This is a genomic window from Actinoplanes sp. CA-142083, assembly GCF_050942195.1.
Lineage (GTDB): Bacteria > Actinomycetota > Actinomycetes > Mycobacteriales > Micromonosporaceae > Actinoplanes.
Map to the genome: position 1 here is coordinate 4,545,206 of NZ_CP192076.1, position 20,756 is coordinate 4,565,961.

Annotated in this window: 18 protein-coding genes; 8 read left to right on the forward strand and 10 right to left on the reverse strand. The window is 72.2% G+C overall.

Annotation, left to right across the window (positions count from 1 at the left end):
• Positions 1-3 precede the first annotated feature (3 nt).
• The gene (locus ACQPZX_RS20845; RefSeq protein ID WP_433383255.1) at positions 4-927 is read right to left on the reverse strand and encodes a GMC oxidoreductase; all 924 of its coding nucleotides are present in this window, start codon (positions 925-927) and stop codon (positions 4-6) included.
• 313 nt (positions 928-1,240) lie between these two features.
• Here ACQPZX_RS20845 and ACQPZX_RS20850 point away from each other — a divergent pair, with 313 nt between their 5' ends.
• Together ACQPZX_RS20850 and ACQPZX_RS20855 are read left to right on the forward strand one after the other, a co-directional pair.
• Positions 1,241-1,798, forward strand: coding sequence for a hypothetical protein (locus ACQPZX_RS20850; RefSeq protein WP_433383257.1), 558 nt, complete (start codon positions 1,241-1,243; stop codon positions 1,796-1,798).
• A gap of 65 nt (positions 1,799-1,863) precedes the next feature.
• On the forward strand, positions 1,864-4,122 hold the full coding sequence (locus ACQPZX_RS20855) for an N-acetylmuramoyl-L-alanine amidase (RefSeq protein ID WP_433383259.1): 2,259 nt from the start codon (positions 1,864-1,866) through the stop codon (positions 4,120-4,122).
• A 9-nt stretch (positions 4,123-4,131) separates the two neighbouring features.
• On the opposite strand, the gene ACQPZX_RS20860 is transcribed toward ACQPZX_RS20855, so the two are convergent.
• From ACQPZX_RS20860 to ACQPZX_RS20880, 5 genes are read right to left on the reverse strand one after another with little or no spacing between them, the layout of a single operon-like run.
• Complete coding sequence (locus ACQPZX_RS20860; protein WP_433383261.1) at positions 4,132-6,144, reverse strand: response regulator; 2,013 nt, start codon at positions 6,142-6,144, stop codon at positions 4,132-4,134.
• Positions 6,141-7,193: a chemotaxis-specific protein-glutamate methyltransferase CheB gene (gene cheB, locus ACQPZX_RS20865; RefSeq protein ID WP_433383263.1), complete on the reverse strand. Its 1,053-nt coding sequence runs from the start codon at positions 7,191-7,193 to the stop codon at positions 6,141-6,143. The genes ACQPZX_RS20860 and cheB overlap by 4 nt, the downstream gene beginning before the upstream one ends.
• Entirely contained in the window at positions 7,193-9,298 is a 2,106-nt protein-coding gene (locus tag ACQPZX_RS20870; protein WP_433383265.1) for a hybrid sensor histidine kinase/response regulator, read from the reverse strand. Before ACQPZX_RS20870 ends, cheB begins: the two co-directional genes overlap by 1 nt.
• 1 nt (position 9,299) lies before the next feature.
• Positions 9,300-10,769, reverse strand: coding sequence for a methyl-accepting chemotaxis protein (locus tag ACQPZX_RS20875; protein ID WP_433383267.1), 1,470 nt, complete (start codon positions 10,767-10,769; stop codon positions 9,300-9,302).
• Positions 10,766-11,308, reverse strand: coding sequence for a chemotaxis protein CheW (locus ACQPZX_RS20880; RefSeq protein ID WP_433383269.1), 543 nt, complete (start codon positions 11,306-11,308; stop codon positions 10,766-10,768). Before ACQPZX_RS20880 ends, ACQPZX_RS20875 begins: the two co-directional genes overlap by 4 nt.
• Before the next feature lie 248 nt (positions 11,309-11,556).
• Between ACQPZX_RS20880 and ACQPZX_RS20885 the strand changes: the two genes are divergently transcribed.
• On the forward strand, positions 11,557-12,795 hold the full coding sequence (locus tag ACQPZX_RS20885) for an IS110 family transposase (RefSeq protein ID WP_433361267.1): 1,239 nt from the start codon (positions 11,557-11,559) through the stop codon (positions 12,793-12,795).
• Positions 12,796-12,824: 29 nt separating this feature from the next.
• Here the strand turns inward: ACQPZX_RS20885 and ACQPZX_RS20890 are convergent, their stop codons facing one another.
• Positions 12,825-14,213, reverse strand: coding sequence for a CheR family methyltransferase (locus tag ACQPZX_RS20890; protein WP_433383271.1), 1,389 nt, complete (start codon positions 14,211-14,213; stop codon positions 12,825-12,827).
• Positions 14,210-14,692: a chemotaxis protein CheW gene (locus ACQPZX_RS20895; RefSeq protein WP_433383273.1), complete on the reverse strand. Its 483-nt coding sequence runs from the start codon at positions 14,690-14,692 to the stop codon at positions 14,210-14,212. The genes ACQPZX_RS20890 and ACQPZX_RS20895 overlap by 4 nt, the downstream gene beginning before the upstream one ends.
• A 208-nt stretch (positions 14,693-14,900) precedes the next feature.
• Here ACQPZX_RS20895 and ACQPZX_RS20900 point away from each other — a divergent pair, with 208 nt between their 5' ends.
• Positions 14,901-15,440, forward strand: a complete 540-nt coding sequence (locus ACQPZX_RS20900) for a hypothetical protein (protein WP_433383275.1) — start codon at positions 14,901-14,903, stop codon at positions 15,438-15,440.
• Between the two features lies 1 nt (position 15,441).
• Here the strand turns inward: ACQPZX_RS20900 and ACQPZX_RS20905 are convergent, their stop codons facing one another.
• Together ACQPZX_RS20905 and ACQPZX_RS20910 are read right to left on the reverse strand one after the other, a co-directional pair.
• Complete coding sequence (locus tag ACQPZX_RS20905; protein WP_433383277.1) at positions 15,442-15,975, reverse strand: hypothetical protein; 534 nt, start codon at positions 15,973-15,975, stop codon at positions 15,442-15,444.
• Between the two features lie 5 nt (positions 15,976-15,980).
• Complete coding sequence (locus ACQPZX_RS20910; RefSeq protein ID WP_433383279.1) at positions 15,981-16,574, reverse strand: RNA polymerase sigma factor; 594 nt, start codon at positions 16,572-16,574, stop codon at positions 15,981-15,983.
• A gap of 160 nt (positions 16,575-16,734) precedes the next feature.
• On the opposite strand from ACQPZX_RS20910, the gene ACQPZX_RS20915 reads away from it, so the two are divergent.
• From ACQPZX_RS20915 to ACQPZX_RS20930, 4 genes are all read left to right on the forward strand, one after another.
• A complete protein-coding gene (locus ACQPZX_RS20915; RefSeq protein WP_433383281.1) occupies positions 16,735-17,355 on the forward strand; it encodes a LuxR C-terminal-related transcriptional regulator in 621 nt (206 codons plus the stop codon).
• A gap of 114 nt (positions 17,356-17,469) precedes the next feature.
• Entirely contained in the window at positions 17,470-17,835 is a 366-nt protein-coding gene (locus ACQPZX_RS20920; RefSeq protein WP_433383283.1) for a hypothetical protein, read from the forward strand.
• A complete protein-coding gene (locus ACQPZX_RS20925; RefSeq protein ID WP_433383285.1) occupies positions 17,825-18,499 on the forward strand; it encodes a hypothetical protein in 675 nt (224 codons plus the stop codon). Before ACQPZX_RS20920 ends, ACQPZX_RS20925 begins: the two co-directional genes overlap by 11 nt.
• 7 nt (positions 18,500-18,506) lie before the next feature.
• Complete coding sequence (locus tag ACQPZX_RS20930) at positions 18,507-20,756, forward strand: hypothetical protein (protein ID WP_433383287.1); 2,250 nt, start codon at positions 18,507-18,509, stop codon at positions 20,754-20,756.

Consider the following 20,756-nt stretch of genomic DNA (forward strand, 5'->3'; position numbering starts at 1 on the left):
CGATCATAGGGAAGTCAGGTGACGGGCCAGCCGCAGGCTCAGGGCGGCCAGCGTCAATGTCGGGTTGGCCGCCGGCGACGTCGGGAAGACCGAGTTGTCGCAGGCGTACAGGTTGTCGTAGGCGCGGAAGCGCAGATCCGCGTCGACCACGCCGTTCATCCGCAGGGTGCCCACCTCGTGGGCGACGCCGCCCAGCTTGGCCGTGGTCAGGTCCAGGGTCTCGCCGGCGATCGGCTGGGCGCCGAAACCGTCGAGGACGTGCTTGCCCAGCGATTGCACCTCGTCGCGCAGGGCGTCGCCGATCGGGTACGGCTGCACGTTGACCCGCACGGGAAGGTGCGGCGGCCCGGACAGCTCGACGCGGTTGCCGGCCACCAGCGGCGCGTGGAACAGGAAGACGATCTCGCCGAGGGTGGCGTCGCCCTTCTCCTCGCGGTGCCGCCGCAGGTTGTCGGGGTCGATGTAGCGGCCCTGGTTGAAGTCGGCGCCCAGTTCGAGCACGACGTTGTACGGGTGGGCGCCGGCCGAGGTGTCCCGATGCCGCGACCACACCTTGGCCGACGAGCGGGCCGGCGCCCACGGCGAGCCGGCCGGGATCGAGAAGTGCGTGTAGAGGACGGGATGGTCGGTGATGCCACGGCCGATGAGGTTGTCCGGGTCGTCGAGGCCGGACTGCAAGGCGATCTTCGCCGATTCGATGGTCCCGGCACAGAGCACCACCTTGTCGGCCCGATATGTGCGCTGTTGCCGGGCGAGCAGGTCGTAGCACTCGACCCCGGTGGCGCGCGTTCCGTCGGCGAGGACCCGCTGGACGGCGTGGTTGAGGTTGATCGCGGGGGAGCCGAGGAGGCGGTCCTCGGTGAGCAGGTCGGCCGTCGAGAACATGCCACCCGGGATCGACAACGGCGTGTAGCCCTCGTACTGCACCGCGACCGGCGCGTCGAGATGGTCGTAGTCGGGGAGCAGCGCCGTCAGCCGTTGCTTGACGTCCTGCTGGAAGGTGGAGCCGAGCGGCCCCGTTGCGGTTGAGCGCGTCCTCGGCCAGCCGGTACCCGGTGGTCAGCAGGTACTCGCGGACCACCGCCGGCCAGGTGTCCAGCTCCCACGCGCCCATCCGCGGGATCAGCCCGCCCCAGAAGACGGACCGCCCGCCGAGGTTGAACGCCTGCGCGCCGCCGAAGAACGAGCCGGGCGCGTTGACGTAGTTGGCGAAGCTGAAGTCGGGATAGAGACCCCACACGTGCTTGTCGAACTTCCCGATCCGCAGCCGCCGGGGAAGGTTCGCGACGTGGGTCGGGAAGAGATACGACCCCGCCTCCAGGACGAGCACATCGGCGCCCGCGTCGCTCAGTTCGTCGGCGAGCAGGCCGCCGCCCATGCCGGAGCCGACCACGATGACGTCGTACCGGTGCTGCTCGTCGAGGGCGGGCTTGAAGAACCGTTGCTGGACGCGCCCGTTCTCGGTGACCACGGCCGGCATGGGGTTGAAGCGGACGTCCTGGTCGTCGTAGTCGAACGGTCCGCCGTCGGCGGGGCGGACGACCAGGTTGTCGCCGTCCATCCAGGTGCCGTCCAGCACGAACTTGAATTCGAACCGCTCGGCGTCGACGACATCGTGAACGGCGAAGAGCCACGCCCCGCCGGTGTACGCGCCGGCCCGGTCCTGCCACCCGTCGGCGGCGGCGCGCAGAACCACGGACTCGTCCGGCGGGTGGAGCTCGGTGAAGAACCGCACTTCGAACATGCCGTCCAGTCCACCGCTCGCCCGGCCGTCGCGCTGTCCTTGATTTTGCGATAAACCACCCGGGGTGGCCCATAGATCCACTTCCCGCTACTCTTCGCCCGGCTGCGGAGGGGGACGGCGTGAATCGGCGTTGGGCAATCGGTGTAGGCGCGAGCGTGGCGGTGGTCGCCGCGGGTGGCGCCACGGTGGTGATGGCTTGGCCATCGGGGACCCCGGAGGCCGTGGCGGGGGTGATCGCGCTGGCGCCCGACCCGAACCCGCCGGCCCCCGAGATCGAGGCGAAGGTCGACACGCTCGACATCGCGCCCGCCGACGACAAGGCCGAGTCCGTCGACGTCCCGCAGCGGACGACCAAGCGCTTCAGCCTGCTCGGGATCAGCTGGACCGACCCCAAGGCCGCGCCGCGCGGGGCCGTGGAGATCCGCACCCACAGCGTCGCCACCGGCAAGTGGACCGCGTGGCAGACCTTGGAGGCGGGCGAGGGCGGCGCCGACGGAACCGAGACCGGCCGGGGCGCCACCGAGCCGCTGTGGGTCGGTCCCTCGGACGGGGTCGCGGCCCGGATCGCCGGCGGCGGCCTCCCCAAGGGGCTGCGGCTGGACCTGGTCGACCCGGGTCAGAAGGGCGGCCGCGGCGGCGGCGAGCCGGAGCCGAGCGCGTCGGCCGGCGAGGAGACGCCCAGCCCGGAAACCACGAGCCCGGAGACAACCGAGCCGACCGACACGCCCACGACCACCGCGGCGACCACCACCCCGGCCGCCGACCCGGCCACGACTCCGGCAACGACACCCGCGACGACGGCGGCGACGACACCCGCGACTACGGCGCCGACGACAGCACCGACCACGGCGCTGCCCACCCCGACCTCGACGACGCCGCTGGCCACCCCGCTGCCGAGTTACGTCGGCCGCGCCCAGTGGTCCGCCGACGAGCGCCTGGTCACCGACCCGATCAGCGTCGCCTCCGAGGTGCGCGTGCTCTTCGTCCACCACACCGCCGAGACCAACAACTACTCGTGCGCGGACTCGCCGAGCATCGTCCGGGCGATCCAGAGCTACCACGTGAAGAGCAACGGCTGGTCCGACATCGGCTACAACTTCCTGGTCGACAAGTGCGGCACGCTCTTCGAGGGCCGCAAGGGCGGCGTCACCAAGGCGGTCATCGGCGCGCACACCTACGGCTTCAACACCAACTCGGCGGGCATCGCGGTCCTGGGCAACTACAGCACCGCGGCGTCGCCCGGCCCCGCCGAGCTGACGATCGCGCAGGTCGCCGCGGCCCGGCTGGGCGCCTACGGCCACAACCCGAACACGACCGCGCAGCTCACCGAGGGCGCGCCGGACGGCAAGTTCAAGCCCGGCGAGGTCGTCACCTTCCAGCGGATCTCCGGGCACCGCGACGGCGTCGCCACCGAATGCCCGGGCAACAACCTCTACGCCCGTCTCCCGTCGATCCGCGCGCTCGCCCTCAACATGGTTTCCGGCCTGACGGCCACGACTTTCGGCGGCGGCACGGTGGTCAGCGGCGTCTTTTACGCCCGTACGGCGGTGACCGTGAACTGGCAGGTCGGAACCCCGTCGGAGTACCTGGCGCGATTCGAGGTGCTCGTCGACGGCAAGGTGGCCAAGACCGCACCGGCGAGCGCCCGCAGCGCCCCGGTCACGCTGACGGCGGGCACGCATGCGGTCGCGATCCGGGCCGTACACATCTCGGGAGCGACCGCGACGACCAGCGCGACCAAGATGATCGCCGACGCCACCGCTCCGGCCTTGAGCGCTCCCGCCGTCACCCTGCGCGGCGGCACCTACAGCACCACCTACGCGCCCGTGACCGTCACCTATCGCGCCACCGACAACGTCAAGGTCTCGTCGCTCGCCTTCACCGCACCCGCGAAAGCCACCGTCTCGCCGACGTCGACCGCGTGGAACACGGGCATGCGTCCGGGCGCCGCGACCAACTTCACGGTGACCGCGAAGGATTACTCGGGCAACGCGCGCACGGCCACCGTTCAGCGCAAGACCATGCTGATCGGCGAGACCTCGGCCAAGCGCACCGGCACGTGGAGCACGCGCACGGGCTCGGCTTACTTGAGCGGCAAGGCGCTGGCGGCGACAAAGGCCAACACCAAGCTCTCGTACGCCTTCAGCGGGCGTTCCGTGGCCCTGTTGTTCTCGCGGGGCGCCAAGACCGGAAAAGCCTACGTCTACCTGGACGGCAAGAAGATCGCCACGATCGACACCAGACAGTCGGCGACGGCCTACCGGCAGGCACTGTGGACACGCACGCTGACCCCGGGCAAGCACACCGTCATGGTCGTGGTGGCCGGCACCAGCGGCCGCCCCACCGTGGTCTCGGACGGACTCGCCTACATCCCCTGATGCCGGCAGTCAGCCGTGGCGGCGGGCCTGCCCGCGTCGATCCGTAGGCGGCGTCGCGGTGGAGGTGGCGGCGGTGGTCGCCGCCTGCGGCAGGGTGAACCAGAACGTCGCCCCGCTCCCGTTCTCGCCCTCCGCCCAGATCTCGCCGCCGTGCCGCTCGACCGCCCGGTGCACGGTGGTCAACCCGATCCCCGTGCCCGGGAACTCGTCGGCGCTGTGCAGCCGCGCGAACGGCCGGAACAGCTCGCCCGACTTCCCGGCCGGGAAGCCGGCGCCGTTGTCCCGGACGAAGAACCGGTCGCCCGACACCCCGATCTCCACCGCCGGCGTCGCGACCTTGCCGGTGAACTTGACCGCGTTGTTGACCAGGTTCTCCAGGATCACCCGGACCAGGCCCTCGTCGGCGTCCGCGGTCATACCGTCCTGCACGGTGAACGCCACCTTGCGCGACTGGTCCCGCGCCTCCACCTCGCCGACCACCTGCCACGCGGTCGCCGTCAGGTCGAACGACTCCCGGCGCAGCTGCCCGCGGCTGGCCCGGGCCAGGATCAGCAGCGACTCCACCAGATCGGCCATCCGGCCCGCGGCCGCCTGGATCCGGCCGAGCCGGCGGCGCGCCTCGGGGCTGAGCGGGTCGTCCTCGTCGTCGAGCATGTGCTCGGCGAAGCTGCTGATCACTTGCAGCGGCCCGCGCAGGTCGTGCGAGACCGAGCCGGAGAACGCCTCCAGCTCCCGGTTGCGCCACTCCAGCTCCTCGACCAGCGCCGCCCGGGTCTCGGCCAGCTGCCGCGCCGAGCGCTCCTCGGCCGCGTCCAGTTCGCGGCGCATCAGCTCCTCGCGGATCCGCCGGCTCTCGTCGTGCGATTGCTTACGGCGGATCTGCGTACGGACGTGCGCGCGCAACGCCTCGGACCCGGAACCCGAGCGCACGTAGTCGTCGGCGCCGGCCGCCAGGCAGGCGAGCATGTCGTCGTCGTTCTCGCCGGTCATCACCACCGGCGTCTCGCCAATCACCGGCACGTCCTTGATCCGGCGGCACGCGTCGCGTCCCAGGTCGCCGTCGAGCCCCAGCCCGAGCACGATGCAGTCGACCGGCTGCGCGGCGAGCAGGTCCAGCGCGTCCTGGGTGCGCGCCACCGGCACCACGTCGTATCCCTCGGCGCGCAGCGACTCGGCGAGCTCGGCCAGCCCTTCCCGGTCCGGGGTCAGGGCCAGCACCTTGCTCGGCCCGTGCAGGCTGCCGGTGACCTCGATCGGCAGCTGGTCCGCGCTCTGCCGCAGCACCGCGTTGAGCTTGGCCGGCACGATCGCCAGGTTCTGCTGCTTGCGGACGAACGCGTCCGCGCCGGCGTCGAGCATCTGCAGCTCGGTGGCGTAGTCGTCGGCCGCGGTCATCAGGATGCACGGGATGTCGCGCAGCGCCGGGTCGAGCCGCACCCGCCGGATCACCGTGGCGCCGTCGATGCCGGGCATCACCCCGTCCACGATGATCGCCTGCGGTCGTCGGTCGGCGGCGATCCGCAGCCCCTCCTCGCCCGAGGGCGCGGTCACCACCGAGTAGCCCTCCGGCTCCAGCAGGTCGCGCAGCTGCTCGCGGAAGGTCATGCTGTCGTCGATCACCAGCACCGTGATCCGGTCCTCGGCGACCGTGGGCATCTCGCCGAGCAGCTGCCGTACCCGGGCCACCACGTACGCGGCGTCGTACGGCTTGCCCACGTACTCGTCGGCGCCGACGCGCAGCCCCGCGAGCCGTGACGCCACCTCGTCCTCGGTGGACAGCAGCACCGTGACCACACCGGCCCGGTCCGGCATGCGGCGCAGCTCGGTGAGCAGCTCGAGCCCGTCCGCGTCGGGCAGCAGCACGTCCAGGACCGCCGCGTCGAAGCCGTCGCCCACGAAGGCGGTCCGGGCCTCCTCGCCGCTGGCGCAGAGCATCGTGGCGAAGCCGGCCGCGGTGAACGCGTCGTGCAGGTCCATCCGCACGGTCAGGCTGTCGTCGACGATCAGCACCCGGTGGCTCATCGGCGGCCCCCGACCGGCTGGAGCTCGGCGAGCCGGGTGGCCATCCGGGCCGGCGGCAGCACGTACGAGGCGGCGCCGAGCAGCGCGGCCTCGCGGGGCATGCCGTACACCACGCAGCTCGCCTCGTCCTGGGCGAACGTGGCCGCCCCGCGCGAGCGCATCGCCAGCAGCCCCTCGGCGCCGTCCCGGCCCATCCCGGTGAGCAGGCAGCCGGCCGCCGCCGGGCCGAGCTCAGCGGCCACCGACTCGAAGAGCACGTCCACCGAGGGCCGGCAGGAGTGCCGGGGCGGCAGGTCGCTCAGCCGCAGCAGGCCGTCGCGGACCAGCAGGTGCCGGTCGGGCGGGGCGAGCACCACCCGGCCGGCGACGGCCTCGATCGGCGTCCAGTCCCGGGCATAGCTGACGTCCCGCCCGGTCTGCCCCGCCAGCCAGTCGGAGAACGCCACCGCGAACGGCTCGCTGGCCGCGATGTGCTGCACGCACAGCACCGGCGGGCGGAAGCCCAGCGGCAGCGTGCGCAGCAGGTCGGTGAGCGCGCGCGGCCCGCCGGTGGAGGCGCCGACCGTCACGAGGCGCAGGGTGTCGGTGACCGGGAGGGCGGCGGGCGGGTCCGGCGCGGTGCGCCGGCCGTCGAGCCGGGCGCGCGGGTGGGTGATCACCCGGATCCGGGACACCAGGCGTACGGCCGCGCAGAGCCGCCGCCCCCAGTCCGCGTCGCTCGCGTCGCCCCGCGGCTTCTCCAGCACGTCGACCGCCCCGGCGGCGAGCGCGTTGTACGTGCTGAACAGCTCCTGCCGGTCGGCCGAGGAGACCACCAAGATCGGCGTCGGGTGCTCGGCCATGATGTGCTCGGTGGCGACCAGCCCGCTCATGGTCGGCAGCATCATGTCCATGGTCACGACGTCCGGGCGCAGCCGGCCGACCATCGCGACCGCCTGGTCGCCGTCGGCCGCCTCGCCGACGATCTGCAGATCGGGGTCGGCGGCCAGGGACTCGCGCAGGTGACCGCGCATGGTCGCGGAGTCCTCGACCAGCAGGACGCGGATCATCAAAGGATCAGCCTCCGGATGTGCGCGAGCAACTCCTCCTGGTTGAACTCGCCCTTCACCACGTACGCGGCGGCGCCCGCCTCCTCGCCGCGCCGCCGGTCCTCGGCGGAGGACCGGGAGCTGACCAGGATGGCGGGCACCGCGGCGAGCTCCGGGTCGGCCCGGGTGCGCTCGACGAACTCGAATCCGTTCATGCCCGGCATGTCGATGTCGGTGAGGAACAGGCCGTAGTCGCGGGCGTGCGCGACGTCGAGCCCCTCCTCGGCCGAGGCGGCCAGGTCGACCTCGTAGCCGGCCGACTCGAGGATGCTGCGCTCGAGCATCCGGGTGGTCAGCGAGTCGTCGACCACCAGGATCGGCCGCTGCGGCGCGAACACCTCGGGCGGCAGGCCGCCGCTCTCGGGGTCGGCGCGGGCCGCCGCGACCAGGCCGTGCGGGTCCAGCACGAGCCGCGGATTGCCGTCCAGGTCGATGCAGACGCTGCCGATCACCGGCGTGGCCGGGGCGAGGTCGGGCAGCGGCCGGGCGACCAGCGTGGTGGTGCCGGCCAGCCGGTCCACGCCGACGGCGACGGTCTGCTCGTCCGCGGAGAGCACCACCGCGACGCTCGCGCCCGAGCCGGCCTGGTTGTCGCGGGCGTAGGTGAGCGTGCGGGCCAGCGGCAGGAACGGCACGACCTGGCCCTCGTGCGCGATCCGGCCGCTCGCGAGCGCGGTGGCCGCCTCGTCGCGGGGCAGCCGCACGCAGCGCCGCACGGCGTCCATCGGCATCGTCGCGACCGTGCCGCTCGCCTCGACGATCAGCCCGTTCATGCTCAGCAGGGTCAGCGGCACCACGATCTCGACGGTCGCGCCCGCTCCCGGCCGGTTGACGATCGACACCGTCCCGTTGAGCTGGGCGGCCACGTCGCGGGCCACGTCCATGCCGATGCCCCGGCCGGCGACCTCGGTCACCGTGTCCGACGTGCTTATCCCGCCGTGCAGCACGAGGTCCACCAGCTCCTGCGGCTCCGGCTCGACGCCGGCCGGGAGCAGGCCACGGGCCTCGGCGATACGGCGGAGCGCGGTCAGGTCGAATCCGCGGCCGTCGTCCGTACACCGGAAATGCGCCCACCGGCCGCGACGCTGCACCTCGACGGTGACCGTCCCCTCGGCCGGTTTGCCGGCCGCCTGCCGGCCCTGTTCGGACTCGATGCCGTGCACCACCGCGTTGCGGACCACGTGCAGGAAGGCGCCGTTGACCTGGTTGAGCAGGTGCGGGCCCATCCGGGTCTCGGCGCCGTGCACGACGAAGCGCACCCGCTTGCCCTCGGCCTCGGCGGCGTCGTGCACCGCGCGGTGCAGGGCCGTGAAGATGGTGCCGGCCGCGACCAGGCGCAGGCCCTCGGCGCGGCCGCGCACCTCGTCGAGCTCGCGCTCCACCTGGTCGACCGCGTCGGTCCAGCGGCGGCCGAGCGCGCCCAGCTCGGAGGCGAGGCGCTGGACGGCGGCGCGGGCGTCGGCGGACTCGGCCTCGGCGATCTGGCGGCCGGTGCGCAGCCGCTCGCCGAGGGCTTCGACGCCGCGGTGCAGCCGTGCCAGATTGTCCCGGCCGTCGCGCAGCGGGGCGATGCGGGCGTTGGCCTCGCCGATCGCGTCGAGCAGCTCGTCGAGGTCGGCGGTGACCGCTCGGGGCGCGGGCGCGTCGTCCTCGTGCTTGTCGGCCGGCCCCCCGGCGGCGGGTGGCGCCGCCTGTGCGGGAGCCGCCGGGTGGGCCGGTTCGGAGGGCTGCGCCGGCACCGGGGCCTGGGGTTGCTCGAGCTCGGCGACGTACCGGGCGATCTCGTCGTTGAGCCGCAGCAGCTCGCGCACCTCGTCGGCGGCGATCGGCGTCGCGTCGCCGCGGTGCGGGACGAGGACCTCCTCGAACTCATGCGCCCGGTCGGCGATCGCGGACTGCTTCACCACCCGGGCCGCGCCCTTGAGCGTGTGCGCGAACCGCAGCAGCCGCGCCACCAGGTCCGGGCCGGGCTGCTGGTCCAGGTCGAGGACGGCCGCGCTGATCTGGTCGACCAGCTCCCGCGCCTCGATCCGGAAGTAGCGCAGCGGATCCCGGGCCTCGGCCATCTCAATGCCGCCCGGTGCCGACCAGGTCGAGCAGGTCGCCGGAGAGCGTGCTCAGATGCGCCGCGGTCTGCTTGGTCTGCACCGCGCTCGCCTCGGTCTCGCGGCTCGCCCGGGCCGTGTCCGAGGCCGCCGAGTTGACCTGCTCGACCGCCGTGGTCTGCTGTTTGGTGGACAGCTCGATCTCCCGGGTCGCGTCGCTGGTGGTCGCCACCAGCTGGGCGATGCGCCGGAACGAGCTGGTCGCGTCGTCGAACTGCCGCGAGCCGGTGTCGACCGCCTTGGCGCCGATCTCGGTCGCCATCACGGTGGTGTTCACCGCGCCGCGGACGTCCTCGATCAGCGCCCGGATCTCCTTGGCCGACCCGGCCGTGCGGTCGGCGAGCTTGCGGATCTCCTCGGCCACCACCGCGAAGCGCCGGCCCCACTCGCCGGCGCCGCTCGCCTCGATGGTCGCGTTGATCGCCAGGATGTTGGTCTGCTCGGCCAGCTCCGATACCAGGTCGACGACCGTCCCGATCTGCTGCGACTTCTCGCCGAGCGAGAGCATGTGCTGCACGATCTGATCGACCTGGGCGCGGATCGCGTTGATCGAGGCCCGGGTCTGGTCGATGGTGGCGTCGCCGTTGCGGGCCGCGTCGGCGGTGTCCTCGGCGACCTTCGAGACCCGCTGGGCGCTGTCCGCGATCTGCCGCGAGGTGATCAGCAGCTCGCTGATCGTCGTGGTGATCTCGTTCATCGCGCTGGACTGGTCGCGCCCGCCCGAGGCCTGCTGGGCCGCGGCCGCCTCGAGCTCCGCCGACGAGCTCTGGATGTGCCCGACCGCGGCGCCCACCTCGCGGCGCAGGTCGCGGCTGAGCCGCCAGGCCACCCCGGCCGCGCTGGCGACCAGCAGCGCGCCGATCCCGATGATGCAGATGATCGCCCACATGGCCCGGGTCGACGACTCCGCGCGGGTGTCGTCGACGATCTTCTTGATCCGGGTGATCAGATTGTTGATCGCGTTCTGGACCGCCTCCCGGGACTGCTTGACCCCGTCGGTGTTCAGGTCGCGCACGTCGATGGCCTTGGGGAGCTTCGCGCGCTGGTCCATCACGTCGTCGATCATCTTGGCGTGCGCGGCCTCGGTGGTGATGACCACGTCCAGCAGCCGGATCGCGTCCGCGTTCTGCAGCGCGGCACGCACCCGGGTTACCTGCTGCAGGAAGTTCGCCCGGTCCTGGTTGACCGTGGTCAGCACCTCCGGGGTGCCGGCCAGCAGGTAGGAGCGGTAGTCGGCGATCCGGCGCTCCATCATCGCGTTCAGCGCCTGCGTCTCGACCAGGCTGGTGGATGCGATCCGGATCACCTTGTCCTTGGTGACCAGCACGTAGCGCAACGCGAAGCCCGAGGTCGCGGTCATGATCAAGGTCAGCGCCAGGGTCAGGCCGAACCCGGCCGCGAGCTTGGCGCCGAAGGTGCGTCCGGACATCATCGTGCGACCTCCTCAGTGGTGTGCCCGGCCAGCGCGTGCACCACGGCGCGGGTCGCCGGGACGTCGATGAGCGGGCGGGAGAAACCGTCCAGGTCGACCATGCCGCGCAGGCAGCCCCGCCTGCCCTCGGCGGCGTCCTCCGCGACGATCGCGTCGGCCACCACCCGCACGTGCCCGTCCAGCTCGTGGAAGGCGAGGCCCAGCTGCGGCGTGCCGAGCGGGAGGACCAGCCAGCGCGGGCGGTCGGCGACCGGGTGGCCGAGCAGGGCGGCGAGGTCGTAGACCGGGACGACGGTGCCGGCGAAGCCGGCCAGGCCGAGCAGTGACGGCAGGGGGCCGGGCAGCGGCGTGACCGGGCGGTCCGGGTGCAGGCCCTGGGTCTGGGCGAGACGCAGGGCGTACGGGCGGCCGCCGGCCCGGATCGCCAGCAGCTCGACGTGCTCCTCGTCGTGACGGCGCACCGGCTCGGCGAACGAGCGGTCGAACTCCTCGCGCAGGCTCGCGATCCGGGTCGCCGGGTCGACGGGCGTGACGGTCACTAGTGCACCCTCTTCCGTGCGGGCCCCTGGATGGGGCTTGTGGTAGGAACTAGGCGGAAGTCGGGGTGACGGCCTTTGATGGTTGCCCCTTGTGGGCTTCGATGACACTGCCGCCCCCGGCTTCCCCGGAACCGCTGATCGATGACAGAGGGACGCGCCGCAGAGCGCCGGTTAGTGACCGCTCGACAATCGGTTCCTTCGCCTCCGCCTGGCTCCTGCCTGTTGCTGCGAACGGGAAGGCGACGAGGTTGTCGCTGCAAGAGGGGCCGTTGTTCTTCGTCGGGATCGACTGGGCGACCACCGAGCATGCCGTGTGTGTGCTGGACCAGGGTGGCCGCAAGGTCGCGGCGTTCACCGTCGAGCACACCGCTGCCGGGTTCGCCAGGCTGGTCGTGCGGCTGGGCAAGCTCGGCGACACCGAGTTGACGCCGGTGGCGATCGAGCGTCCGGATGGGCGTCTGGTGGACGCTCTGCTGGAGGCTGGGCATCCGGTGATGCCGGTCAAGCCGAACGCGATCAAGGCCTGGCGTGAGGCCGAGGTTCTCTCCGGCGCCAAATCCGACCCAGGTGACGCACAGGTGATCGCTGATTACCTGCGCGTGCGGATCCACCGGCTGCGGCCGGCGGTCCCGTATTCGGGGCCTACCAAGGCTTTGCGGACGGTGACCCGCAGCCGCGGTGACCTGGTCGAGGCCCGGGTGGCCGCGGTCAACCAGCTCGCCGCGCTGCTGGACGCGCACTGGCCCGGAGGCAAGGCGATCTTCGCCAGCCTGTCCTCGGCGATTGCGCTGGCTTTCCTCACGAAATACCCGACCGCCGTGTCGGCAGCCCCCTTGACCGAGGCCCGGCTCGCCGCGTTCTGCACCAAGCAGAGTTACTCCGGCAAAAGGCCCGCGGCGGTTCTCCTGACCCGCCTGCGCTCGGCGCCGGCCGGCACCACCGATCCTGACCTGTGCACGGGAGTCCGTGCGGCGGTGCTGGCCCAGGTCAGCGTGATCAAGGCGCTCAACACCGCGATCAAGGACCTCGACCGGGCCATCGCCGAGAAGATGGACACCCACCCCGACGGGAAAATCTTCCAGTCCTTCCCCCGCGCCGGGACCGTCAACGCCGCCCAGATCCTGGCCGAATGGGGTGACGCAAGGGCCGCGTTCGAGCATCCCGACGCCATCGCCGCGCTGGCCGGGATCACCCCCGTCACCAAGGCATCCGGCAAACAACGCGGCGTGTCGTTCCGCTGGGCCTGCAACAAACGGCTCCGCCAGGCCATCACCACGTTCGCCGACAACAGCCGCCACGCCAGCCCCTGGGCCGCCGACATCTATGACCGGGCCCGCGCCAGCGGCAAAGACCACCCGCACGCCACCCGCATCCTCGCCCGAGCTTGGGTCCGCATCATCTGGCGCTGCTGGCAGAACAACACCACCTACGACCCGGCCCTGCACGGGAACGCACGGCACAGCACCGAACAACAGCTCGCGGCCTAATTCCGATCTACAGGTGGACACAGGGGGTGTCATCGCCTCACCTCGCACGCGTCCAGCTCGGCGCGGCTCAGCACGGTCAGGGCGATCCGCCCGAACCCGCCGCCGAACAGCAGGATGCGCAGGTCGTCCTCGCCCGCCAGCAGGGTCTGCGCGCGCTCCAGCTCACCGGCCGCGATCCGCTCGTCGCCCCGCCGCCGGGCCAGCTGCCCGAGTCGCAGCCGGGGCAGAGCGAAGACCGGGTCGAGGTACGCCGCGAGGCGGTACTGCCCGATCGCCTCCTCGACCTCGCCCAGGCCCTCCCGGCAGAGCCCGTACAGCTGATGTGCGTCCGCGTTGAGGCCGTCGTCCTCGGTGAGCCGCCGGGCCGCCTCGCCGGCCTCGTCGAGGCGTCCGGAGAGGGCGAGCAGCACGCCGCGCAGCAGCCGGTCGCGGGACCGCTCCGGCTCGGGCGGCCGCTGGTCGAGCAGTGCGAGGGCCTCGGCGAACCGCTCCTCGCCGAGCAGGACGACCGCCTTGTTGTAGACCTCGTCGGACGGCGGGACAGGCTCGGCCCAGGCGGTCGCGGGCCGCTGCGCCGGGGGAGCGCCGGCCGTGACGGCGGCCGGCCGGCGGTAGTAGAACGCATGGTGGGTGTGGCGCAGCTCCAGCCCGGCCGGGCCGGAGCCGAGCGAGTCGGTGTGGCCGAGGAACAGGTAGCCGCCCGGGGCGAGCGCCGCGGCCATCCGGTCCACCAGCGAGGACGCGACGTCCGGGGTGAGGTACATGAGCAGGTTGCGGCAGAAGATCACGTCGTACTGGTCGGGGCGCCACAGCTCGTCGTCGGGGTCGGCGACGTTGTAGCGGCGGAACTGGGTGATCCGCGCGGCGTCGTCGGCCACGCGGTAGCCGGCCCCGTCCTGGTGGAACCAGCGGGCGCGTACGTCGTCGGGGGTCTCCCTCAGCGACCACGCGGAATAGCGGTTCGCCGCGGCCAGCCCCAGCATCACCGGATTGGCGTCGACGCCGACGACGCTCAGCAGCCAGTCCTCGCCCGGCAGCGCGGCCCGGGCGCTTATCGCGAGGCTGTACGCCTCCTCGCCCGACGAGCAGGCCACCGACAGCAGCCGCAGCGCGCGCTCGGCCGCCCGCGCCGCGATGCGGTTCGGCAGCGCCTCCTCGCGCAGCGCCTGGAACTGCTCGCCGTGCCGGAAGAAGTAGGTCTCGGTGATGCTGAGCCGCTCGACCAGCTCGGTGAGCTCGTCGCCCCACGGCCGCGCGGCCAGCCGGTTGAGGTAGTCGTCGCGGCCCATCCGGGCAGCCCGTGCCCGCTCGTCGAGCAGCGGCGCCAGCTGCCCGGCGTCGCGGTCGGTGAACGTCCAGCCGAGGCGCCGGGCGAGCAACTCACGGAACCGGGTGATCTCCGCGCCGGTGGCGGTCACGGCACGCCCGCGGCCGCCGCCGCTTCCCACACCTCGTCGGGCACCGTGCGCATGCTCTGCAGCAGCATCAGCGGCTCGGCGCCGACCGTGCCCACTCCGGCCACGAGGCGGCTGGAGGCGCCGCCGAGCAGCGCCGGGTGGCCGCCGGCCTCGTCGGTGTCGACGGTCCGGATGCCGAGCACCGGGCCGGTGGCCAGGGCGACCGCGCCCCGCTCGGTCCGCACGGTGACGTAGCGCTGCGGGTTGTCGCAGGCGCCGCCGCCGAGCAGGCGGGACACGTCGATCACCGGCGTGGGCACCCCGCGCAGGATGCTGATGCCCAGCACGAACGTCGGGGTCCCGGCCAGCGGCAGGGTCTCCATCGGCCGCATGGTCTCGATGACCTCGTCGAGCCGCAGCGCGCACAGCAGCGGCCCGGCACGAAACACGAGCGCCGTGATGACGGCCTCGATTTCCGGCGCTTGTCCGTATTGCCGCACTAGCCCAGATTAGCGAGAGTTCGTGCCTTCCATCCGGCTAAGGCAAGGTTCTCTCGCTTTCCGAGATGACGGTCCGGAATCCACCCAAACGGCCCGGCCGGGCGCTTCCCACTCACGACCTGACATTTCTGTAACGGGTTGACTACCGCACGTGCATGGGACACAGTGGACGACGGATCGATCTACGTGAATCGGAAGCGGGGGAACGATGTCATTGCTCCGGAAGGTCTTCGCGCTGTCGTCCGCGCTGTTGCTCGCCACCATCTTCTTCGCGTCCACCCCGGCCCACGCCGCGCCCGTGGCCCAGCACTGCGTCGCCGAGGCCGGCACGCCCACCACCGCGCCCGGCGCGCCGACCTGCTTCGCCACCTTCCCCGAGGCGATCTCCTTCGCCACCCACGGCCTGATCAAGCTGCCGGCCGGCGCCACCACGCTGAGCACGAGCCAGCTCAAGACGGCGGCCCTGGCCACCACCGTGCTCGGCGTCTCGTACTGGAACACCGGTTACAGCGGCTCCAGTTACACCCACACCGGCTCGAGCGGGTGCGACACCAGCAGCGACATCGACTTCTACTTCCAGTTCCCCACGGCCTGGAACGACAAGGCGGGCTCCGGCCGCGAGTACGGCCTGTGCGACGCCACGTACTGGGACAACGGGCACGGCACGTACGGCTCGGGCGCCTCGGTCGCGGCCGACTGGTCGGGCGGCGCGATGAACGACCACGCCACCTTCATCGAGTGGCGCTAACTCACTCCTGAAGGCGGGGCAGTCCCAGCCGGGCGCACGTCTGCTCGTCGCCCGGCATCACCGCCGCGATCCCGTTGTCCAGCGTGCAGGCGATCAGCGCCGGCACCGGGAAGTCGTCGCGCTTCTCGGCCGGCATGCCGACCTCCTTGGAGTCCAGCGTCAGCAGCCCCTGGCGCCACAGCGCCGCGCAGGCGTCGACCGCGGCCTCCGCCTTGCGCTGCCCGGCCGCCGGCACCGCCTGCCCGACCGTCGTGCCGTAGAAGTCGTGGTCGCCGCCCTTCAGCGACGCCCTGGTGTAGCAGCGGGTCTGGTCGGCCACCGGGACCGTGGCCGGCCTGAGCGCCACATAGGCCGCCGCCGCCCCGCCGAACATCAGCACGGAGGCGCCCGCTGCTACCACCACCAGCCGGTACGTCACCCGCCGGGACCGAGGCGCGAGGGACTCGGTCACATGCCGCTCGAGAACTTCGCGGCGCAGCTGCGCGTGCGCGGCCGGGATCTTCCGCTCCGGCGGGAGCTTGGCCAGATCGATCATCGTGGTCACTCCTTCGTCGTCGCGGGGGAGAGCCGCACCGGCGCCGGCCCCGAGGGGAAGGCGTTCTCGAGTCGCTTGCGGGCGCGGGCCAGCCGGGACCGGACCGTGCCGATCGGGATGTCCAGCGCGGTCGCCGCTTCCGCGTACGACAGGCCGGACATCAGAACCATGGCCACTACGTCCTGCTCGCCGCGGTTGAGCCGGGACAGCTCGCGCAGGACCTCACGCATCCGGCTCTCGTCGTCGAGCCGCTGCGCGATGTCGTCGGCCGGATCCGGCTCGAAGGAGGGCGACGGGATCCGGAACAGCGCCGCGTCGTAGCGGCGCCGCGCGCGGTGCAGGTTACGCACCACGTTGTTTGCCACCCCGAGGAGCCACGGCACCAGCGACCCCTCGAAGTGGACCGCCCGATCCCGCCGCCGCCACATCTCGAGGAACACCAGCGAGGTGGCGTCCTCGGCCGCGCTCCACGAGCCCAGCCGGCGAAAGCAGTAGTTGTAGACCACGGTCCCGTGCCGGCGAAAGATCTGCCCGAACGCGTCCCCGCGCCCCTCCACCGCGAGCGCCATCAAATCGACGTCCCGGAGGCTCTCGTCCATCGCCGGCTCCATACCCTGTTATGTCCGCGGCCCGGCTCCAGGTTCCCACTTCTCTTCGGGCTTTTCTTTTCGGGCCGATCAACGACAGCGCCGTGTAACCGAGCGGTCACCGAAGGTAGGATCATTACCTCCTTCGGACTCGGTGAGGCAAGGTGGCGTCATGCGGGTGCTCGTGGTTGGCGACGTCGCGATCCACGTGGCCGCGCTGGCCGAGGCGCTCGCCCGCCGCGCGGAGTGCGAGGCCGTGTCCACGGCGTCCGACCCGGAGACCGCCCTGCGCCGGGCTGCTGACGGTGCGCCCACGGCCGTGCTGGTCGACCTGGCGATGCACCACAGCCTGCCGGTCATACGCCGGCTCAGCGCCGTCGCGCCCGTCGTCGTGACGGCGATGACCGACGCCGACGAAGTGATCATCGCGTGTGCCGAGGCCGGCGCCTCCGGGTTCCTGTTCCGGGAGCAGCCGCTGGCCGAGCTGATCGTGCTGCTCCAGACGGTGGCCTGGGGCGAGCCCCGGCATGCCCCGTGCATAGCGGCGTCACTGCTGCGGCACGTCGCCCGATCGCGGCCGGTGGTACGCCCGGCGGAACCGGCCGTCCCGCTGACCCCGCGCGAGCGCGAGGTGCTCGAGCTCGTCGACCAAGGCCTGTCGAACAAGCAGATCGCCCGCCGGCTCGTCATCGAGCTGCGGACGGTCAAGAACCACGTCCATCACATCCTGGAGAAGTACCAGGTGCACCGGCGGGCCGAGGCCGCCGACCGGTACCGCGCCGGTATCCCCTGACCCCGAGGTACCGGTACCCGCCGCGTATCCCTGATGGATCCCCGGGGTCGGTCCGGACACCCGGACGGTTGCCTAGCGTGGTGGGCGTTCGCAGTGCTCCCCAGGTCGGTGATCATGACGATCCGCGTTCTCCTCGCCGTCCCTCCGCCGCTGCGAGACGCATTGCGGGAGGCGATCGAGGCTGCGGGCGACCTGGTCGCCGGCACCGCCGGCTCGCCGCTCGAAACGCTCCTGGCCGTACGCGATCTCGGCGCGGACTTCGTCGTGCTGGCCGCGTACGGCGCCGGCGAGCCCGCGGGTGTCGCCAGCCATCTCCTCGCGGAGTATCCCGACATCAAGCTGCTCAGCGTCGCGGCGGACCGGGCGACGCTTCAATACCTCCGGCTCGTCCGGATCCCGGTCACCGACGTCACGCCGGCCGGACTGGTCGAAGCGATGCGGGCAGCGACCACAAGTGAGGCAGAGCGCCATGACAGCTAGACACCGTGCCGATGGGCGGGCCGGCCACCACCGTGCCCCGTCCGTGTGGCGCGCCCCGCGGGCCCTGTACGTCGTCCTGCCGCTCGCGGTGGCGTGCGCGGTCCTGTTCGCCATGACGACCAGCGGCGCGGAGGCCGGGCTGCCGGCCACCCGCGCGGCCGCCATCTACCTTCAGGTCAATCCCAGCGCGGCGGCGCCCGGCAAGCAGGTGGGCCTGCGCGCCTCCTGCGACGACAACCTGAAAGTCGCCACCGTGGACTCCGAGCTGACCGGGTCGGTCCCGGTGAATCCGCAGTACGGGCTGCTCACCGCCACGATCGGCGTTCCCGCTGAGGCCGCGGCCGGGACCTATCAACTGACCCTGCACTGCCCGGGCGGGGAGAGCGCCGTGGCCGAGCTGACGGTGACGCGGGACGGCTCGTCCTGCCCGGAGACCTGCGCTACGCCGACCCCGTCCACGCCGCCGCCGTGCCCGGACGCATGCGATGCCACCACGCCGCCGCCGTGCCCGGACGCGTGCGATGCCACCACGCCGCCGCCGCAGGTCTGCACGCCGCCTCCGACGACGACCTCGATGCCGACGCCGCCGCCGGAGGAGACGACGGAGCCGACGCCGCCGCCGGAGGAGACGACGGAGCCGACGCCCAGCGAGCCCGGCTCGTAGGTGCGCCATGTCGCGATTCCTGCGGTGCGCTGTCGCGCTCCTCCTCGTGGTCACCGGCCTGGCCGGGTGCGAAGCCCGCGGCCCGCGCCCGGACCTGGCGGCCCAGCCGGCCACGATCGACAGCTTCCCGGTTCCGCCGCCGGCGCTGCCCGATCCACCGCCGCCGGTGGTCCCCGAGGGAACGGCCGAGGAACGCGCCGTCCTCCTGGCCGATGCCTTCGAGGTGCGGAATTCGCAGCGGGCGGCGGCACTGCTCGGGGCGTTCACCCTGGCCGGGATCCCGGTCGTCAACGGCACGGAACACTCGATCACCACTCCGCACGACACTGTCGGGGTGCCGTGGGCGCAGCTCTGGACGGCCGCGACCGCCGCCGACCCCCGCGCGCGGGTCCAGCTGTCCGAGATCATGACGTTCTTCACCGCCGACGGCACCGACGGCCTGGACCCGGCCGCAGCCGGCGACCTGTTGCTCTGCTCTTTGCGCAACGCCCTGACCAAGGGTTCCGGCGAGGTGCGGCAGGTCGCCCTCCTGGTGCGGGAGGAGAGTCGCCGGGCCGGTCGCCCGGACCTCGTGGACCCGGCCGTCACCGCCGCCGACGTCACGATCACGGTTCCGACCGCCGTCCTGCTCGTCTCGGCGGGCACGCTCACCTCCCTCGCCGTCGCGCCGCTTCCGCCGGCCGGCCGCTCCGCCGGACCGACCGGCGTGCGGCGGCTCGCCGCCGCGCTGCAGAACCCACCGGGTGGCTGCGCCGAGGACGACGCCGGCCAGTGGGCGATCTGGATCGTCAGCAAGCTGGCGGCCGGCGTGGGGATCCCCGGGGTCGCCGAGTGGCGGGGGCCGTTCCAGACCCTCCTCGACCACCTGAGCAGTCACTACCGCAACGCCGGGCTGGTGGAGGACGTCATCGCCCTGCGTGACAACTTCGGAACGGTCAGCACCGTCGCCGGGTACGCCACCGGCAATCTCACCATCCTCAGCCTGTTCGTCGCGATGGCGACGCACACCGGGAAGGCGGAGTTGCTCGGCGGCGGCCCGCTGGTTCGCACCAAGAGCTCGCGGCGCAACGGCGAGACCGTGCGCGTCGTGGTCACGGTCAGCTACGACTACGGAGACCTGGACCCCGAGGTCGTCAAGGGGCTCAACTGTCTTCTGGCGCTGCTCGGCGTGGTGGCCGGCAACAACACCACCATGCCGAACCCGGGTGCGGCCGGCGGGGTCGCGGTCAGCATCCAGGGCCGGCGGGGTTTCGCGGACCGTCTGATCGAGAAGGACGCCCTCGTGCTCTTCGATTGCGGCACGACCGAGATCGACCCGCAGGACACATGCCCACCGGCCACCGAGCGGGTCGCCGGCGACGACGGGACGGCGAGCTTCCCGGTAAGCGGCCGGATGCAGCGCTTCGAGCTCAGCGACCGGGCGCATCCGGTCGAGAAGGAGTTCTCGGTGAACGTCGAGGCCACGGCCGATCCCCGGAACGGGAGCACCGTCGTCAAGACCTTCCTGGACAGCATCCTGTGCGGCGGGGTGTTCCTCGGCGCGAGTCCGCTCACCTGCGCCGACGCGATCGTGGATGTCCTCAAGCAATTCGACTGGGACCTTGGTGAGTGGACGTTCGACCTGACCGACTGGTCGGAGGCGCGGCTGCGTTACCGGGCCACCGCGTCCCTGGACCGGTCGTATCCGTACTCCGAGCCCACTCGGAACGGCACCGTCACGCAGCATGTGCTCGTGAGCGGGTCGGGCGAGGTGCAACTCCAGCCGTTCCGCGGCGACGGGACCATGGCCGGGGAAGGCGACATCGCGTACACGAAGGCGGAGGCCGAGTTCACCGACGTCGGCGGCGGCATCGCCCTGGGCGGCGCCTGGTGCGAGGGGCGATTGGCCGATCAGCTCACCGGCACCACGGCGGGCTGGATCAGGGCCGAGCCGTTCTACTTCACCGACGATGCGAACGGGCTTCCGTTCCCGGAGTCGCTCACGGTGGAGCTCGGCGGCCTGAGCGAGACGATGACCGGGCAGTACGTGAACACCGCCGGCCCCTGCCCGAGCGGTGAGCCGTCGACCTCCGAGGACCACCACTTCCTCGGCGCGTACCAGGACGCCCACCACACCGTCGGGCTCGGGACCAGAGTCGAGATCACCGGCTGGCAGCGGGTCGATCCACCGAGCAACGGCGTCTTCGCGCGCGCGACGATGCGTGTCACGACGGGGGCCGGGGTCACCTTCGACGAGGTGTTCGAGGTGGTCCGCTGA

What these genes read in the sequence shown, in the direction of transcription:
- ACQPZX_RS20930 (WP_433383287.1), top strand. Translation starts at nt 18,507, where the DNA reads ATGTCGCGATTCCTGCGGTGCGCTGTCGCGCTCCTCCTCGTGGTCACC.
- ACQPZX_RS20915 (WP_433383281.1), top strand. Translation starts at nt 16,735, where the DNA reads ATGCGGGTGCTCGTGGTTGGCGACGTCGCGATCCACGTGGCCGCGCTG.
- ACQPZX_RS20870 (WP_433383265.1), bottom strand. Translation starts at nt 9,298, where the DNA reads ATGGCCGAGGCCCGGGATCCGCTGCGCTACTTCCGGATCGAGGCGCGG.
- ACQPZX_RS20905 (WP_433383277.1), bottom strand. Translation starts at nt 15,975, where the DNA reads ATGATCGATCTGGCCAAGCTCCCGCCGGAGCGGAAGATCCCGGCCGCG.
- ACQPZX_RS20875 (WP_433383267.1), bottom strand. Translation starts at nt 10,769, where the DNA reads ATGATGTCCGGACGCACCTTCGGCGCCAAGCTCGCGGCCGGGTTCGGC.
- ACQPZX_RS20910 (WP_433383279.1), bottom strand. Translation starts at nt 16,574, where the DNA reads ATGGACGAGAGCCTCCGGGACGTCGATTTGATGGCGCTCGCGGTGGAG.
- ACQPZX_RS20860 (WP_433383261.1), bottom strand. Translation starts at nt 6,144, where the DNA reads ATGAGCCACCGGGTGCTGATCGTCGACGACAGCCTGACCGTGCGGATG.
- ACQPZX_RS20900 (WP_433383275.1), top strand. Translation starts at nt 14,901, where the DNA reads ATGTCATTGCTCCGGAAGGTCTTCGCGCTGTCGTCCGCGCTGTTGCTC.
- ACQPZX_RS20925 (WP_433383285.1), top strand. Translation starts at nt 17,825, where the DNA reads ATGACAGCTAGACACCGTGCCGATGGGCGGGCCGGCCACCACCGTGCC.
- cheB (WP_433383263.1), bottom strand. Translation starts at nt 7,193, where the DNA reads ATGATCCGCGTCCTGCTGGTCGAGGACTCCGCGACCATGCGCGGTCAC.
- ACQPZX_RS20920 (WP_433383283.1), top strand. Translation starts at nt 17,470, where the DNA reads ATGACGATCCGCGTTCTCCTCGCCGTCCCTCCGCCGCTGCGAGACGCA.